Raw genomic sequence first — 13,696 nt, forward strand, 5'->3', positions numbered from 1 at the left:
CCCGGCCCCGCGGGCCCCAACCCCCGGGAGTGGCCCCCCGCTTGCCTGTCCGCCATATCCGCGTTACCGGCGATTCAATATCGCTTGCGAGCATCGCTGAATGCAGCCCGCTGTGCCGAACGCACCGAACCCGAGGCTCCGCATCGCGTCGCCTCCAGGTTCCGACGAGCCTGGTTCCGACGCGCCTGGAATCGCCGGAGCGCGGAAGAATGGGACCATGAACCAGCAGTCGCGCGCTCAGGCCCAGGTCCAGCCCGAGACGCAGTCGCCGAAGCCGTCACCGGCCCCGGCCGAGGCCGCGGGGCCCTCGGTCCAGCCGTCGGTGGGCTCCATCGCTGCGCACCGCCCGAATGCCGTCCGTGGCACGCTCCCCGAGCTGGAGCCCGAGATGGACGCCGACCTCGACTCGTACGAGGAGACGGGTGTGCCCGGCGCCGACGGCGAGGAGCTGCCCAGCGGCCGCTTCCTGGACCGCGAGCGCAGCTGGCTGGCGTTCAACGAGCGGGTCCTGGAGCTGGCCGAGGACCCGGCGACCCCGCTCCTCGAACGGGCGAACTTCCTCGCGATCTTCGCCAGCAACCTGGACGAGTTCTTCATGGTCCGGGTGGCCGGTCTCAAGCGGCGGATAGCCACCGGAGTGGCCACCCGTTCCGCGTCCGGCCTCCAGCCCCGCGAGGTGCTGGACCTGATCTGGACGCGCTCGCGCGAGCTCATGGCCCGGCACGCCGCCTGCTTCCAGCAGGACATCGCCCCCGAGCTGGCCGAACAGGGCGTTCACCTGATCCGCTGGCCCGAGCTGACCGAGAAGGAGCAGGCCCGCCTGTTCACCCTCTTCCGCCAGCAGATCTTCCCGGTGCTCACCCCGCTGGCGGTGGACCCGGCGCACCCCTTCCCGTACATCTCGGGCCTGTCGCTGAACCTTGCCGTCGTCGTACGCAACCCGGTCAGCGGCCACGACCACTTCGCGCGGGTCAAGGTGCCGCCGCTGCTCTCCCGCTTCCTGGAAGCCGCCCCGCAGCGCTACGTCCCCATCGAGGACGTCATCGCCGCCCACCTGGAGGAGCTGTTCCCGGGCATGGAGGTGCGGGCGCACCACATGTTCCGCGTCACCCGCAACGAAGACCTCGAGGTCGAGGAGGACGACGCGGAAAACCTCCTCCAGGCGCTGGAGAAGGAGCTGATGCGGCGCCGCTTCGGCCCCCCGGTCCGCCTCGAGGTCGAGGAATCCATCGATCCCGGCGTGCTGGATCTCCTCGTACAGGAGCTGAAGGTTTCCGAGGCCGAGGTCTATCCGCTGCCCGGCCCGCTCGACCTGACCGGCCTCTTCGGCATCGGGGCCCTGGACCGCCCCGAGCTCAAGTACCCGAAGTTCGTGGCCGGCACCCACCGCGACCTCGCGGAGGTGGAGTCGGCGACCGCCCCCGACATCTTCGCCGCCCTCCGGGCCCGTGACGTCCTGCTCCACCACCCCTACGACTCCTTCTCCACCTCCGTACAGGCCTTCCTGGAGCAGGCCGCCGCCGACCCCGACGTCCTCGCCATCAAGCAGACCCTCTACCGCACCTCCGGCGAGGACTCCCCGATCGTCGACGCCCTGATAGACGCCGCGGAATCGGGCAAGCAGGTCCTCGTCCTCGTCGAGATCAAGGCCCGCTTCGACGAACAGGCCAACATCAAGTGGGCGCGCAAGCTGGAGGAGTCCGGCTGCCATGTCGTCTACGGCCTGGTCGGCCTCAAGACGCACTCCAAGCTGTCGCTCGTCGTCCGCCAGGAGGGCGAGATGCTGCGCCGCTACTCCCATGTGGGGACCGGCAATTACCACCCCAAGACGGCCCGGCTGTACGAGGACCTGGGACTGCTGACCGCCGACCCGCAGGTCGGAGCCGACCTCTCCGACCTCTTCAACCGGCTGTCGGGCTACTCGCGCCGCGAGACCTACCGCCGGCTCCTGGTCGCCCCCAAGTCCCTGCGGGACGGCCTGGTCCAGCGCATCACCAAGGAAGTCGCGCACCAGCGGGCAGGACGGCCCGCCTACGTCCGCATCAAGGTCAACTCCATGGTCGACGAGGCCGTCATCGACGCCCTCTACCGCGCCTCCCAGGCAGGCGTACCGGTCGACATCTGGGTGCGCGGCATCTGCGCGCTGCGCCCGGGAGTCGCCGGACTGAGCGAGAACATCCGCGTCCGCAGCATCCTCGGCCGCTTCCTGGAGCACTCGCGGGTGTTCGCCTTCGGCAACGGCGGCGAGCCCGAGGTCTGGCTGGGCAGCGCGGACATGATGCACCGGAATCTGGACCGGCGGATCGAGGCGCTGGTGCGGGTCACCGACCCGGCACACCGCGCCTCCCTCAGCCGCCTGCTGGAGACCGGGGTTTCGGACACCACGTCCTCCTGGCACCTGGGCCCGGACGGCGACTGGACCCGGCATGCGGTGGACGCGGACGGCGCGCCGCTGCGCAACGTACAGGAAATGCTCATTGACGCCCGGAGGCGCCGGCGTGGCCCAGCGACATGACCAGCCGACCGGAGGGCCGGCGGGTCTCATCGGTATCGGATACGAGCCCGGCGGGGCGCCCGGAGCCCGTGCCGCGGTGGTGGACGGGCCGGCGGGGGAGCCGTACGGCCCGTACGGGGACGGGGAATTGGGGGAGTTGGGGGACATGGGGGGCGCGGCCGGTTCGGGGGAGCCGGGGGAGTCCGGGGGGCCGGGGGCCGACGCCCGGACGGCCGGCGAGGTTCTGGCCGGCTACCTCCACCGCCGGTCCGCGGACTTCCTGCGCAGCCTGCGCCTGCACCGCGAGAGCGGCTCGGACGCCCAGGGTGCGGGCGAGGCCGCCGCGCTGCTGCGCAGCGCCGCCCGCCGCATCAGTGCCACGCTCTACACCTTCCAGCCGCTGACCGACGAGGCCTGGGCCGATCAACTCCGTGCCGAACTGGGCTGGTTGGCCGGCGCCCTGGCCCGCGAACACGCCTGTGCCGCCCGCCGCGAGCGCCTGATGACCGCCCTGCAACGCCTGACGACGCCGGCGAACACCCCCGCCGCCGACCCGGACGCCGAGAGCGCCCTGTCGGCAGGGGCCGCGCGGGCCGGAGCGCTGCTCGACCGGCAGCTCACCCTCGCCCGCACCCGCGCGCACTCCGCCGCGCTCCAGGCGCTGGGTTCCTCCCGCTTCCACGCCGTCGCCGACTCCGTCGCGGTACTCGCCTCCGAGGCGCCACTGGCCCACGCGACCGCCGACGTACCGGCCGCCGAGGCGCTGCCCCAGCTCGCCGAACAGGCCCACCGCCGCCTCACCGAGGCCGTCACCGCCCTCCCCCTCTCCCGCGCCGGCCACCCGTACAACGCCGATGCGCTGGCCGCCGACCACCGCCAGGACGCGCCCTGGCACCAGGCGCGGATGCTGGTACGGCTGAGCCGCTACGCGCAGGAAGTGATCGCGCCGGGGTACGACGACCCCCGCCTGGCCGATGCCGGCCGCGCGCTGGAACGTCACCGCGACGCCGCGGAGGCCGCCGCCGCCGCGTCCGCCGCCGCCCGTACCCCCCGCATCGCCCCGGCCACCGCGTACGCACTGGGCGTTCTGCACGCCGACCAGCGTCACGAGGTGGAGGCGGCCCGCTTCACCTTCGGCCGGGTGTGGCTGTCGCACGCCAGGGGAGGCGGGCGCTATGACCGGTGAACCGGTGATCCGGGCGGCGGGGTGCGTGCTGTGGCGGCGAGCGGCGGCCGGCGGCGGGCTGGAGATCGCCCTCGTCCACCGCCCCAAGTACGACGACTGGTCGCACCCCAAGGGCAAACTGAAGCGCAGCGAGGACGCCCTGACCGGTGCGGTACGCGAGGTGTCCGAGGAGACCGGCATGACCTGCGCCACCGGCCCCGAACTCCCCACCCTCCGCTACCTGGTCGGCTCCCGCCCCAAAGAGGTCCGCTACTGGGCGGCCGAGGCCACCGGCGGCACCTTCGTACCGAACAGGGAGGTGGACCGGATGCTGTGGGTCACCCCCGCCGCAGCCCGCCACTGTCTCACCCAGCCCAGGGACAAGGAGCTGGTGGACGCGCTCCTCAGCGCCCTCCATATGACGGGGGAGACGCGCTGACGCCGGAGTGGGTGAGCGGGGCCGGGCGGCCGGAGGCGGGGGTCACGACCGTTCTTCGAGGATCTTCTTGAGGGTCGCGAGTTCGGTGTCGACCAGGGCGACCTGCTTCTGGAAGAACTCCTCGGTGAAGGACGGCGGCCGGAAGAACGTGATCATGAATTCGGCGCCGTCGCGGTTGGGGACCACGCGGGCCGGCACGCTCCAGGAGGCGGTGTCGTCGAGGTAGTCGTGGTCGAGGATGCCGAGTTCGGCGTCGGCCCGCAGGCGGAGCTTGCCGGGGCCCATCGGGGTCGACATCCCCCACCAGTCCGGGTCGTTGGTGGGCTCGATCGACTGGATGTTGACCACGGCCCACCGGGGCCAGTTCGCGAGGTCGGCGAGGAAGCCGAAGACCTCGGCGAAGGGGCGGTCGATGCTGACGGTCTTGGTGACGGAGGAGATGATGCTCATGTCGTTTCCTCGGGTGTGTGGTGGTGCGGCGGGGGGTGGGCCTCGCCGACCAGGCGCCGGATCCACGCCTCCAGCTGCCCGCGCTGGTCGCTGCCGAGCGAGCCGAAGTAGTGGGCGTCGTTGCGGTCGGCGATCTCGGCCAGGACCGGCACGAGGGCGCGGCCCTCGTCGGTCAGTACGAGCCGTACCGTGCGCCGGGAGGCGGGGTCGGGCTCGCGCCGGATCAGCTGCTTGGCCATGAGACGGTCGACCAGCCGGGAGACGGCTCCGGGATCGATGTCCATATGGGAGGCCACCGCCTTGGTGGTGTCCTGGCCGTGGAAGACGCTCACCATCACTCCCCATTGGGAGACGGTGACGCCGTGCCGGCCCAGTTCCGTCTCGAACCGGCCGTGGACCTCGTCGGACAGCCGGCGAAGCCAGTAGCCGAGGTGGTCATGGAGTCCGCTTGTGCTGCTCACCCCTCCATCGTGAATGTCACGGCAACTCTTGTCAAGACAACTGTTTGCCCGAGGTGTGCCGGACGGGGCCCGCGGGTGGCGTCCCGCGGGCCCCGCCCGTGCGTCAGGCGTTCCCGTCCTTGTCCGGCCGGAGCATGGTGTTCACCGTGAGGGCGGCCGCTATGACCAGGGTGCGCAGGGGTTCCGGCAGCGGGCGCAGGACCTGGAGGTGGTAGAAGTCCGAGCCGCCGATGATGTCCAGGACGATGTCCAGCACCCCCCGGCCGATCCGGGCCACCTCGGCGCCGGTGTGATCGGTGATCGTGAAGGTGAAGGCGTACCAGCCCTCCGCCTTGATCTGGCCGAGGGTCTGGCCGCCCGCGATCAGGTCGAAGCTGACGTGGCCGATCACCGTGTCCTGGACGATCTCGCCGACCGGCGTCCCGTCCGGGCGCTCGACGGCCACCCGGGACTTGACCACCTTGACGCCTCGGCTCAGCACCAGGAACGGCACTCCCGCGGCATCCCGGATCTCGAACTTCCGCGAGAGATAGCGGTCCATGGAGCTGACGAACCGCAGCGCCTTGCGCGCGGCGTTCTGGCCGGTCTCGGCGACCGAGCCGACCTCGTTGCCGTTGCGGTCCCGGATTCCGTAACTGGTGGTGATGTCCACCCACTTGAAGTCCTGCTCGACCAGCAGCAGATCGGCCGAGAGCAGCGCCTCGGGGCCGGGCCCGCCGCCCATCTGCGGGTGGGGCTGCTGGAACTGCTGCGGGAACTGCTGTGGTTGCTGCTGCGGGAACTGCTGCGGTGCCTGCTGCTGGGGGACCTGGGCCGGCGGGTACGGCTGCTGGGCCTGCGGTGCGTACGGCTGCTGGATCTGGGCCGGCGGGTAGCCCTGCTGCTGAGCGGGAGCCTGCGGGTAGGGCTGCTGGGCCTGGGCCGGAGCCGGTGCGTACGGCTGCTGGGCCTGGGCCGGCGGGTAGCCCTGCTGCTGAGCGGGAGCCTGCTGAACCGGCGCCTGAGGATAGGCCTGTTGCGGCGGTACCGCGGCCTGAGCCGGAGCGGGTGCGGGGACGGGCGTCGCCTGGGTGTGCTCGGTCCAGCGATATCCGTCCCACCAGCGCAAAACCGGTGTGCCGTAAGGGTCCTGGTACCAGCCTTGGGGAACCGCGTTCTGCGTCACGGCGGCAACCCTAGCCACCGGCATTATCGAACGTCGAGGCGAGGGGGGATGCCGACGCGGACGACGTTCATGCCGGCCGGGCCGAAGCACCCCCGCTCGGCGGGGCCGTTGAGGCCGCCCCTGCAGGGTCTGCCGGGTTCGCCGCGGCGACCGCGGTGGAGTACGCCTCCAGGGCGGATCGTGGCGTGCGCCCGAGCAGCTCGCGCAGCGCGTTGGGTCCGACGCCCGTGCCGTCCAGGAAGCCGGCGGCGATGGCGGAGTACGTCCCCACCAGCATCGGCACCTGGAAGGGCAGGGCTTGGCCGGCCGCGATGATCGCCTCCCGGGTGCGGCCGAGCGGGCCGGGCCGGTACGAGCCGCCGACCGCGGCCGCCAGTTCGGCGCCGCCCAAGGGCTCCTCGCCGACGAGTTCGTGGACGCGCCCGGCGTGCCGCTGCGGCGCGGTCACCACGCGGGCCGCCACCTCCGCGAGATCTTCCCGGGCCACGGCGGCCAGGCGCCCGTCGCCCAGCGGCGCGGCGATCGTGCCGTCCGGGCCCGGAGGGGCGATGGCGGCGAGGAACTCGGCGTACAGGCCGTTGCGCAGGATCGTCCATTCCAGGGAGCTGCGCCGGATCCGGCGTTCGGTCCAGCGGTGGGCGAGTGCGTACGCCAGGTGGTCGCCGTCGCCGCTGAGGCTGGTGTAGACGAGGTGCCGTACGCCCGCCTTCTCGGCGGCGGATATGGCCGCCTCGTGGCGGGCGCGGACGGCGTCGTCCTCCCCGTACCCGGCGGAGATCAGCAGCATGGTGTGCACGCCGGTGAAGTCGAGCGAGGCCGGGTCGTCGAAGTCGACGCGGCGTTCGGCCGGGGAGCGGGGGGTGCGGGTGCCGAGCAGCACATCGTCGCGGTGCGCCAGTTTCGCGGCGACGAGCTGTCCGAGAGCGCCCGCGGCGCCGGTGATCAGAATCATGGGAACGTCCTCCTGGGCGGTGTGGTTCCATCCTCGGCGGAGGCACTGGATCGCATAAGGAGGCACTTTGATGTCAGCAGGGCACACCGCGGTAACCGCCCCGGTGGCCGCCGGGCAGCCCGTGATCTCCTGCGACACCCCGCAGGACGAGTGCGGGGTCCGGGACGTACTGGACCGGCTCGGCGACAAGTGGTCCGTCTATGTCGTGGTCGAACTCGCCGCGGGGGTACGCCGTTTCAAGGAACTCCAGCGCGTCATCCCCGGCGCCATCTCCCAGCGCATGCTCACGCTCACCGTCCGCCGCCTGGAGCGCGACGGGCTGGTGAAGCGCACCGTGTACCCCACCATCCCGCCGCAAGTGGAGTACGAGCTGACCGAGATGGGCCACAGCCTCACCCACCTCGTCAAGACGCTCGCCGACTGGTCGATCACCCACCGCCCGGCCGTCGCTGCCGCGCGCGAGGCATGGGACGCGGCGCATCCGGACGCGGGCATCCGCTGACCCTCGGGCCCGGCGCGGGGCGGGCGCCATAAGGGCAGGGGACCGGCCCGTGCGGGCAGGTCCCCTGCAGTAGGAAGTTTCCGGGATCCCCGGTGACCGAATGATCAGTAGCCGCCGTATCCGCCGCCGTAGCCGTATCCGCCGCCGTAGCCGTATCCGCCGCCGTAACCGTGGCCGCCGTATCCATAGCCGCCACCGAATCCGAGGCCGTAGATGACGATGTAAGGGCCGTATCCGCCGCCGTAGCAGTCCCCCCAGTCCCAGTCGTCGTCGCACCACGGGTGCGAGGAGGCGTGTGCCGGTGCGGTTGCCGGTGCGTCGGTGGTCGCCGCGCTCGCGGCGCCGGCCCCGGCCAGCACAAGGAAGGGCACGGCACACAGTGCTGCGGCAATGCGGTGAGTCCTGGTCTTCGCGCGCATGATGTCCCCTCTCGGGGCTGACAGGTTGCCGATTCATCGGCGTATCAATGTGGAGTTCTCCTTGGGAGTTCTCCTGGGCCTCACCGTTGCGCGCCAGGAACGCGCGAGACCCGGCGCACCGGGCGGGGCGACTTCGCAGGACTCGGACCTGCTGCGCTGGCACCTCCGCAATCGCGATATTGCAGTCTCAAACAGATGCCTCTTCCGAGCGTAGGCACGGGCCCCGACAAGGTCAAACATATGCAATTCGGATATGTCCGGTCACGGTCCGGAGCCGGTCGGTGCCCTTCGTCGGAGGCCGCGCCCGGACCCTCCCCACGGTGCCGACGTCGCCCGTCCCTGCCGAACTGCGGCCGATTTCCGGGGACTTCGTGCCACGGGCGCCGGCGCACCGGGCGGGCCCCTGACCGGCCGGGGCGGGCCGGTCAGGGGGCGGCCGCTCAGCGTCGGCGCAGCGACGCGTCCGCCACGGCCGGCGGGACGTAGTAGTTGTCGGCCCGGTTGAGGTCCGTACCCGGCGGGACGATTTCGTCGATGCGGTCGAGCACGTCCGCGGTCAGGGTGATCTCGGCGCCGTCCAGCAGGCTGGTGAGCTGGTCGAGGGTGCGCGGGCCGATGATGACGGAGGTGACCGCGGGGTGCGACCGGACGAAGGCGGTCGCGAGGTGGGGGAGGGTGAGGCCGGCCTCGGCCGCGACCTTCGACAGGGCGGCGACCGCCTCGGCCTTGCGGGCGTTCTCCGGGATGGCGAGGTCGAACTTCTGCGACTCCATCCCGGCCCGGGAGCTGACCGAGAGGTCGCGGCCGGAGAGCCAGCCCGCGCTGAGCGGGCCCCAGGTCAGCACCCCCATGCCGTAGCGCTGCGCGGTCGGCAGCACCGCGTTCTCCACGCCGCGCGCCAGCATCGAGTACGGCGGCTGCTCGCTGCGGAAGCGGACGTGACCGCGGCGCTCGGCGGTCCAGTGGGCCTCGACGATCTGCTCGGCGGGGAAGGTCGAGCAGCCGACCGCCCGTACCTTGCCGGACCGTACGAGGTCGGAGAGCGCGCCGAGGGTCTCGTCGATGTCGGTGGTGGGGTCGGGGCGGTGCATCTGGTAGAGGTCGATGTAGTCGGTGCCCAGCCGGCGCAGGCTGTCCTCCACCGCGCGCATGATCCAACGCCGGGAGCTGCCCCTGTGGTTGGGGTCGTCGCCCATCGGGCTGACGGCCTTCGTGGCCAGGACGACGTCCTCGCGGCGCCCCTTGAGCGCCTTGCCGACGATCTCCTCGGACTCGCCGGCGGCGTAGACGTCCGCGGTGTCGACGAAGTTGATGCCGGCGTCCAGCGCGCGGTGCACGATCCGTACGCAGTCGTCGTGGTCGGTGTTGCCCCAGGCGCCGAGCATCATCGCGCCCAGCGCGTACTCGCTGACCGAGATGCCGGTGCCGCCGAGGATCCTGCGCTTCATGAGTCGCTCCTTATGCGAGTTCTCAGGGCCGTTGCCGGGGCCGGTGGGGCGTACGCGGTGTCCCTGAGGCGTGTGCACCACCTTGCTGGCCGGGCGCGGAGGGGGCCAGGCCCGTCGCAGCCTGGGTCCGGCGGAACCACCCTTCCGGCGGTGCGCCGCATACTGGGGGGATGCTGTACGCGGAAGTCGAGATCGGCTCGTTCCTCAAGGCGCGCCGCGCGGCGCTCGATCCGGCCGGGCTCGGCCTGCCCGGGGGGATCAACCGCCGCCGGGTGCGTGGGCTGCGGCGCGAGGAGGTCGCCCAGCTCGCCGGCATCAGCGTCGATTACTACACCCGCATCGAGCAGGGGCGGGCGAACGCGATCTCGGATTCCGTGCTGGATGCGATCGCGCGGGCGCTGCGGCTGACGGACGGGGAGATCACGTATCTGCGGAACGTGGCCGCGCCGCGGCGGCGGGGCGACGGCGATGCATGTGCGCCGGGGGCCGTTGTGCCCGGTCAGACCGTACGGCCCGAGATCCGGCAGCTGCTGGACGCGATGGCGGACACGGTCCCGGCCATGATCATCGGGCGGGGTATGGACATCCTCGCCTGGAACGGTCTCGGCGGCCGGGTCGCCTTCGACCTCGAAATGCTGGAGCCCGGCCGGCGCAATTCGGCGCTGCTGGTCTTCCTCGACCCCGAGGCGCGCGGCCTGCACCCGGACTGGCAGCGGATCGCCGACGAGGTCGTGGGCAATCTACGGGCCGAGAGCGGCCGCAACCCCGACGACCCCCGGGTCTGCGAGGTCGTCACCGAACTCCTCGAGCGCAGTGCGGACTTCCGGCGGGTGTGGGAGGCGCAGGCGGTGAGCGAGTGCCTGCGGGGGACGAAGCGCATCGTGAACCCGGTGGTCGGCGAGCTGGTCGTGACGTTCGAGAGCTTCCGGCTGACCACGGACGCGGATCAGGTGCTGGTGACGTACAGCGCGCCGCGGGGTTCGGACACCGAAGCGCGGCTGCGGGATCTGGCGGAGGTGGTGGCGCGGGAGCCGGGGGCCGAGGAGCGCGGGACGTACGGGCGGGGGCGGCGCGCGCCGGGGGAGCCGGTGGGTCTCAGCGCCGCGGCGCCAGCGCCTCCCACCGCACGGTGACCTCCCCCTGACGGCGGCGCCGGGGGTCCCCGGTCAGCGGCCAGTCGGCCGCCAGGGACCGTACGGCGGCGAGCCAGCGCTGCCGGGCGCCCAGCGCGGTCAGCGGGGCGGCAGCCGCCCAGGCGCGGTCGAAGTCCCGCAGGAACGCATGCACCGGCTCGCCCGGGACATTGCGGTGGATCAGCGCCTTCGGGAGGCGTTCGGCCAGGTCGGAGGGGGTGTGGAGGGAGCCGAGCCGGGTGGCGAAGGTGACCGTACGGGGCCCCTCGGGGCCCAGCGCGACCCACACGTGCCGGCGCCCGATCTCGTCGCAGGTGCCCTCGACCAGCAGCCCGCCGGGCGCCAGCCGCGCGCACAGCCGCTGCCACACGGCGGCCACCGCGTCCTCGTCGTACTGCCGCAGCACGTTCGCGGCCCGGATCAGCACCGGCGCGCGCCCCGGCCCGCCGGGCAGCGGCACCTCGAAGCCGCCGTGGACGAAGTCCAGCCCCGGCCGCTCGTACGGCTGGGCGGCCGCCACCCGCGCCGGTTCGATCTCGATGCCGACCACCCGGGCGTCCGGCCGGACCGTACGGAGCCTGCCCAGCAGCTCCACCGCGGTCCAGGGCGCGGCGCCGTAACCGAGGTCGACGGCGACGGGGTCGGCGGCGCGGCGCAGCTCGGCGCCGTGTTCGGCGGCTATCCAGCGGTCCATGCGGCGCAGCCGATTGGGGTTGGTGGTGCCGCGGGTGACCGTGCCGACGGGCCGGGCCGGGGCGGCGGGAACCGAGGCGCGCGGGGTGGTGGGGGCAACGGAGGTGCGGCGGGCCATGGCATCGAGAGTACGGGCCGTGGGCGCGCCGCCCGGCGAGAGGTCACGCTTTGGCAAAGTGCCCGGAGAGTGCGCCGGACGGAAATGGATGGGCAAGCTCCGTTGTTGGACGGGGGCGGAGGCGTACAGACCGCCCGGCCTAGGAGGTAGCTCGCAGTGAGCCCATACGTTTCCCGGCTCCGCAGCCGGCACGGGGGTCCCCCCGCGCCGTCCAGGCGTGGCGGCGGCCAGCTCTCCGGGCAGACGCGGCTCCGGCTGCCGGGCGTCCCGCGCCGCCCGCGCCGCGTGGCGATGCTCAGCGTGCACACCTCCCCGCTGCATCAGCCCGGCACGGGCGACGCCGGCGGAATGAACGTCTACATCGTCGAGCTGGCCAAGAAGCTCGCCGCGATCAACATCGAGGTCGAGATCTTCACCCGCGCCACGACGGGCACCCTCCCGCCCGCCGTCGAGCTGGCGCCGGGCGTGCTCGTGCGGCATGTGGACGCGGGCCCGTACGAAGGCCTCGCCAAGGAAGAGCTGCCCGCCCAGCTCTGCGCCTTCACCCACGGCGTGATGCAGACCTGGGCCGGCCACCGGCCCGGCTACTACGACCTGGTCCACTCCCACTACTGGCTCTCCGGCCACGTCGGCTGGCTGGCCGCGGAGCGCTGGGGCGTACCGCTGGTGCACGCCATGCACACCATGGCCAAGGTCAAGAACGCCGCCCTCGCCGTCGGCGACACCCCCGAGCCGGCCGCCCGGGTGATCGGCGAGACGCAGGTCGTGCGCGCCGCGGACCGCCTGATTGCGAACACCGCCGAGGAGGCGGATGAGCTCATACGGCATTACGAGGCGGAGCCCGGCCAGGTCGCGGTGGTGCATCCGGGGGTCAATCTGGAGCGGTTCCGGCCGCTGACCGGCGAGGTAGCGGCCGCCGGGTCCGCCGACGGCACGGGCGGCTTCGACGGCTCCGGCGTCGCCGAGAGCCGGGCCGCCGCCCGCGCCCGCCTCGGCCTGCCGCAGGACGCGGTCATCCCGCTCTTCGCCGGCCGCATACAGCCGCTGAAGGCCCCCGACATCCTGCTGCGCGCGACCGCCGCCCTACTGGACGCGGACCCCGCGCTGCGCTCCCGCCTCGTCGTTCCGGTGGTCGGCGGGCCCAGCGGCAGCGGTCTGGCCAAGCCGGAGGGGCTGCAGAAGCTGGCCGCGCGGCTCGGCATCGCGGACATCGTGCAGTTCCGTCCGCCGGTCGGTCAGGAGCAGCTCGCCGACTGGTACCGCGCGGCATCGGTGCTGGTCATGCCCTCGTACAACGAGTCATTCGGGCTGGTCGCGATAGAGGCCCAGGCGTGCGGCACGCCCGTCGTCGCGGCCGCGGTCGGCGGTCTCCCGGTGGCCGTACGGGACGGCGTCAGCGGCTTCCTCGTCGCCGGCCACGACCCGGCCGACTACGCCCGCGCGCTCGCCCGCTTCGTGGCGGACCCGGCGCTGTCGACCCGGATGGGCGTCGACGCCGCCCGGCACGCCCAGTCCTTCGGCTGGGACACCGCCGCCGCGGCGACCGGAGACGTCTACACCGCCGCCATGCAGGAACACCGCCGTCACCTACGATCCCTGCATGGGTGAGATCACGGGTGGTGTGGGCGGCGGGGCGATGACCCCGGTCGAGGTCGTCGAGAGCACGCTTCGCGATGCCGAGCTGGAGTGGGAGTCCCCGTCCGACGGCACCTACGTCATCAAGCTCCCCGGCACCCGCAAGCTCTCGACGACCTGCTCGCTGATCGTCGGCAAGCACTCCCTCTCCATCAACGCCTTCGTCGTCCGCCACCCGGACGAGAACCACGAGGCGGTCCACCGCTGGCTCCTCGAACGCAACACCCGCCTCTACGGCGTGAGTTACGCCATCGACAAGCTCGGCGACATCTACCTCGTCGGCAAACTCCCGCTCGCCGCCGTCACCCCCGACGAACTCGACCGCATCCTCGGCACGGTCCTGGAAAACGCCGACGGCAGCTTCAACACCCTGCTGGAGATGGGCTTCGCGACGGCGATCCGCAAGGAATACGCCTGGCGGGTGGCGCGCGGCGAGTCGACCCGCAATCTGGACGCGTTTGCGCATCTGACGGGGCGGTCGTCCGCGTAACGGAGTGGCTGTCCGAGCGACGGGGTGGACTCCCGCGCGACGGTTCCTCCAGCTCGGCTGGGACCGGCCGGACGGCCGACTGAGCGACGGCCCGGGCGCCTACGGCGTGCCGGGGCCGCCGGCCTCGCGGGC

14 protein-coding genes are annotated in these 13,696 nt (G+C 72.4%); 7 read left to right on the plus strand and 7 right to left on the minus strand.

Going from position 1 to position 13,696, the window contains the following annotated elements; translation table 11 throughout:
• Window positions 1-217: 217 nt before the first annotated feature.
• From ACIRPT_RS15320 to ACIRPT_RS15330, 3 genes are read left to right on the plus strand one after another with little or no spacing between them, the layout of a single operon-like run.
• On the plus strand, window positions 218-2,515 hold the full coding sequence (locus ACIRPT_RS15320; RefSeq protein WP_403827190.1) for an RNA degradosome polyphosphate kinase: 2,298 nt from the start codon (window positions 218-220) through the stop codon (window positions 2,513-2,515).
• Entirely contained in the window at window positions 2,478-3,680 is a 1,203-nt protein-coding gene (locus tag ACIRPT_RS15325) for a CHAD domain-containing protein (RefSeq protein ID WP_403827192.1), read from the plus strand. Before ACIRPT_RS15320 ends, ACIRPT_RS15325 begins: the two co-directional genes overlap by 38 nt.
• Window positions 3,670-4,098, plus strand: coding sequence for an NUDIX hydrolase (locus ACIRPT_RS15330; protein ID WP_403827194.1), 429 nt, complete (start codon window positions 3,670-3,672; stop codon window positions 4,096-4,098). Before ACIRPT_RS15325 ends, ACIRPT_RS15330 begins: the two co-directional genes overlap by 11 nt.
• A 42-nt stretch (window positions 4,099-4,140) precedes the next feature.
• Here ACIRPT_RS15330 and ACIRPT_RS15335 read toward each other — a convergent pair whose 3' ends face one another.
• From ACIRPT_RS15335 to ACIRPT_RS15350, 4 genes are all read right to left on the minus strand, one after another.
• Window positions 4,141-4,548: a hypothetical protein gene (locus ACIRPT_RS15335; RefSeq protein ID WP_403827196.1), complete on the minus strand. Its 408-nt coding sequence runs from the start codon at window positions 4,546-4,548 to the stop codon at window positions 4,141-4,143.
• Window positions 4,545-5,009 (minus strand): MarR family winged helix-turn-helix transcriptional regulator, encoded by a 465-nt coding sequence (locus tag ACIRPT_RS15340; protein ID WP_403511089.1) that lies wholly within the window; start codon window positions 5,007-5,009, stop codon window positions 4,545-4,547. The genes ACIRPT_RS15335 and ACIRPT_RS15340 overlap by 4 nt, the downstream gene beginning before the upstream one ends.
• A 103-nt stretch (window positions 5,010-5,112) precedes the next feature.
• Window positions 5,113-6,174 carry a phospholipid scramblase-related protein gene (locus tag ACIRPT_RS15345; RefSeq protein ID WP_403827198.1) on the minus strand — a complete coding sequence of 354 codons (1,062 nt, stop codon included), beginning with the start codon at window positions 6,172-6,174 and terminating at the stop codon, window positions 5,113-5,115.
• Between the two features lie 67 nt (window positions 6,175-6,241).
• Window positions 6,242-7,126 (minus strand): NAD(P)H-binding protein, encoded by an 885-nt coding sequence (locus ACIRPT_RS15350; protein ID WP_403827200.1) that lies wholly within the window; start codon window positions 7,124-7,126, stop codon window positions 6,242-6,244.
• 70 nt (window positions 7,127-7,196) lie between these two features.
• Here ACIRPT_RS15350 and ACIRPT_RS15355 point away from each other — a divergent pair, with 70 nt between their 5' ends.
• A complete protein-coding gene (locus tag ACIRPT_RS15355) occupies window positions 7,197-7,628 on the plus strand; it encodes a winged helix-turn-helix transcriptional regulator (RefSeq protein WP_403827202.1) in 432 nt (143 codons plus the stop codon).
• 104 nt (window positions 7,629-7,732) lie between these two features.
• Here the strand turns inward: ACIRPT_RS15355 and ACIRPT_RS15360 are convergent, their stop codons facing one another.
• Together ACIRPT_RS15360 and ACIRPT_RS15365 are read right to left on the minus strand one after the other, a co-directional pair.
• Window positions 7,733-8,047 (minus strand): hypothetical protein, encoded by a 315-nt coding sequence (locus ACIRPT_RS15360; protein ID WP_403827204.1) that lies wholly within the window; start codon window positions 8,045-8,047, stop codon window positions 7,733-7,735.
• Window positions 8,048-8,487: 440 nt separating this feature from the next.
• A complete protein-coding gene (locus tag ACIRPT_RS15365) occupies window positions 8,488-9,495 on the minus strand; it encodes an aldo/keto reductase (RefSeq protein ID WP_403827206.1) in 1,008 nt (335 codons plus the stop codon).
• Between the two features lie 170 nt (window positions 9,496-9,665).
• Here ACIRPT_RS15365 and ACIRPT_RS15370 point away from each other — a divergent pair, with 170 nt between their 5' ends.
• A complete protein-coding gene (locus ACIRPT_RS15370; RefSeq protein ID WP_403827208.1) occupies window positions 9,666-10,628 on the plus strand; it encodes a helix-turn-helix domain-containing protein in 963 nt (320 codons plus the stop codon).
• On the opposite strand, the gene ACIRPT_RS15375 is transcribed toward ACIRPT_RS15370, so the two are convergent.
• Window positions 10,591-11,439, minus strand: a complete 849-nt coding sequence (locus tag ACIRPT_RS15375) for a class I SAM-dependent methyltransferase (RefSeq protein ID WP_403827210.1) — start codon at window positions 11,437-11,439, stop codon at window positions 10,591-10,593. The two genes, ACIRPT_RS15370 and ACIRPT_RS15375, sit on opposite strands and share 38 nt — an antisense overlap.
• A 156-nt stretch (window positions 11,440-11,595) precedes the next feature.
• Between ACIRPT_RS15375 and ACIRPT_RS15380 the strand changes: the two genes are divergently transcribed.
• Both ACIRPT_RS15380 and ACIRPT_RS15385 read left to right on the plus strand, forming a co-directional pair.
• Window positions 11,596-13,047 carry a glycosyltransferase gene (locus ACIRPT_RS15380; protein WP_403827212.1) on the plus strand — a complete coding sequence of 484 codons (1,452 nt, stop codon included), beginning with the start codon at window positions 11,596-11,598 and terminating at the stop codon, window positions 13,045-13,047.
• Window positions 13,040-13,564, plus strand: a complete 525-nt coding sequence (locus ACIRPT_RS15385) for a YbjN domain-containing protein (protein ID WP_403827214.1) — start codon at window positions 13,040-13,042, stop codon at window positions 13,562-13,564. Before ACIRPT_RS15380 ends, ACIRPT_RS15385 begins: the two co-directional genes overlap by 8 nt.
• Window positions 13,565-13,696: the final 132 nt, after the last annotated feature.

The organism is Streptomyces sp. NPDC101227, assembly GCF_044767545.1.
GTDB lineage: Bacteria > Actinomycetota > Actinomycetes > Streptomycetales > Streptomycetaceae > Streptomyces.

What these genes read in the sequence shown, in the direction of transcription:
- ACIRPT_RS15355 (WP_403827202.1), top strand. Translation starts at nt 7,197, where the DNA reads ATGTCAGCAGGGCACACCGCGGTAACCGCCCCGGTGGCCGCCGGGCAG.
- ACIRPT_RS15360 (WP_403827204.1), bottom strand. Translation starts at nt 8,047, where the DNA reads ATGCGCGCGAAGACCAGGACTCACCGCATTGCCGCAGCACTGTGTGCC.
- ACIRPT_RS15365 (WP_403827206.1), bottom strand. Translation starts at nt 9,495, where the DNA reads ATGAAGCGCAGGATCCTCGGCGGCACCGGCATCTCGGTCAGCGAGTAC.
- ACIRPT_RS15335 (WP_403827196.1), bottom strand. Translation starts at nt 4,548, where the DNA reads ATGAGCATCATCTCCTCCGTCACCAAGACCGTCAGCATCGACCGCCCC.
- ACIRPT_RS15370 (WP_403827208.1), top strand. Translation starts at nt 9,666, where the DNA reads ATGCTGTACGCGGAAGTCGAGATCGGCTCGTTCCTCAAGGCGCGCCGC.
- ACIRPT_RS15385 (WP_403827214.1), top strand. Translation starts at nt 13,040, where the DNA reads ATGGGTGAGATCACGGGTGGTGTGGGCGGCGGGGCGATGACCCCGGTC.
- ACIRPT_RS15350 (WP_403827200.1), bottom strand. Translation starts at nt 7,126, where the DNA reads ATGATTCTGATCACCGGCGCCGCGGGCGCTCTCGGACAGCTCGTCGCC.
- ACIRPT_RS15330 (WP_403827194.1), top strand. Translation starts at nt 3,670, where the DNA reads ATGACCGGTGAACCGGTGATCCGGGCGGCGGGGTGCGTGCTGTGGCGG.
- ACIRPT_RS15320 (WP_403827190.1), top strand. Translation starts at nt 218, where the DNA reads ATGAACCAGCAGTCGCGCGCTCAGGCCCAGGTCCAGCCCGAGACGCAG.
- ACIRPT_RS15375 (WP_403827210.1), bottom strand. Translation starts at nt 11,439, where the DNA reads ATGGCCCGCCGCACCTCCGTTGCCCCCACCACCCCGCGCGCCTCGGTT.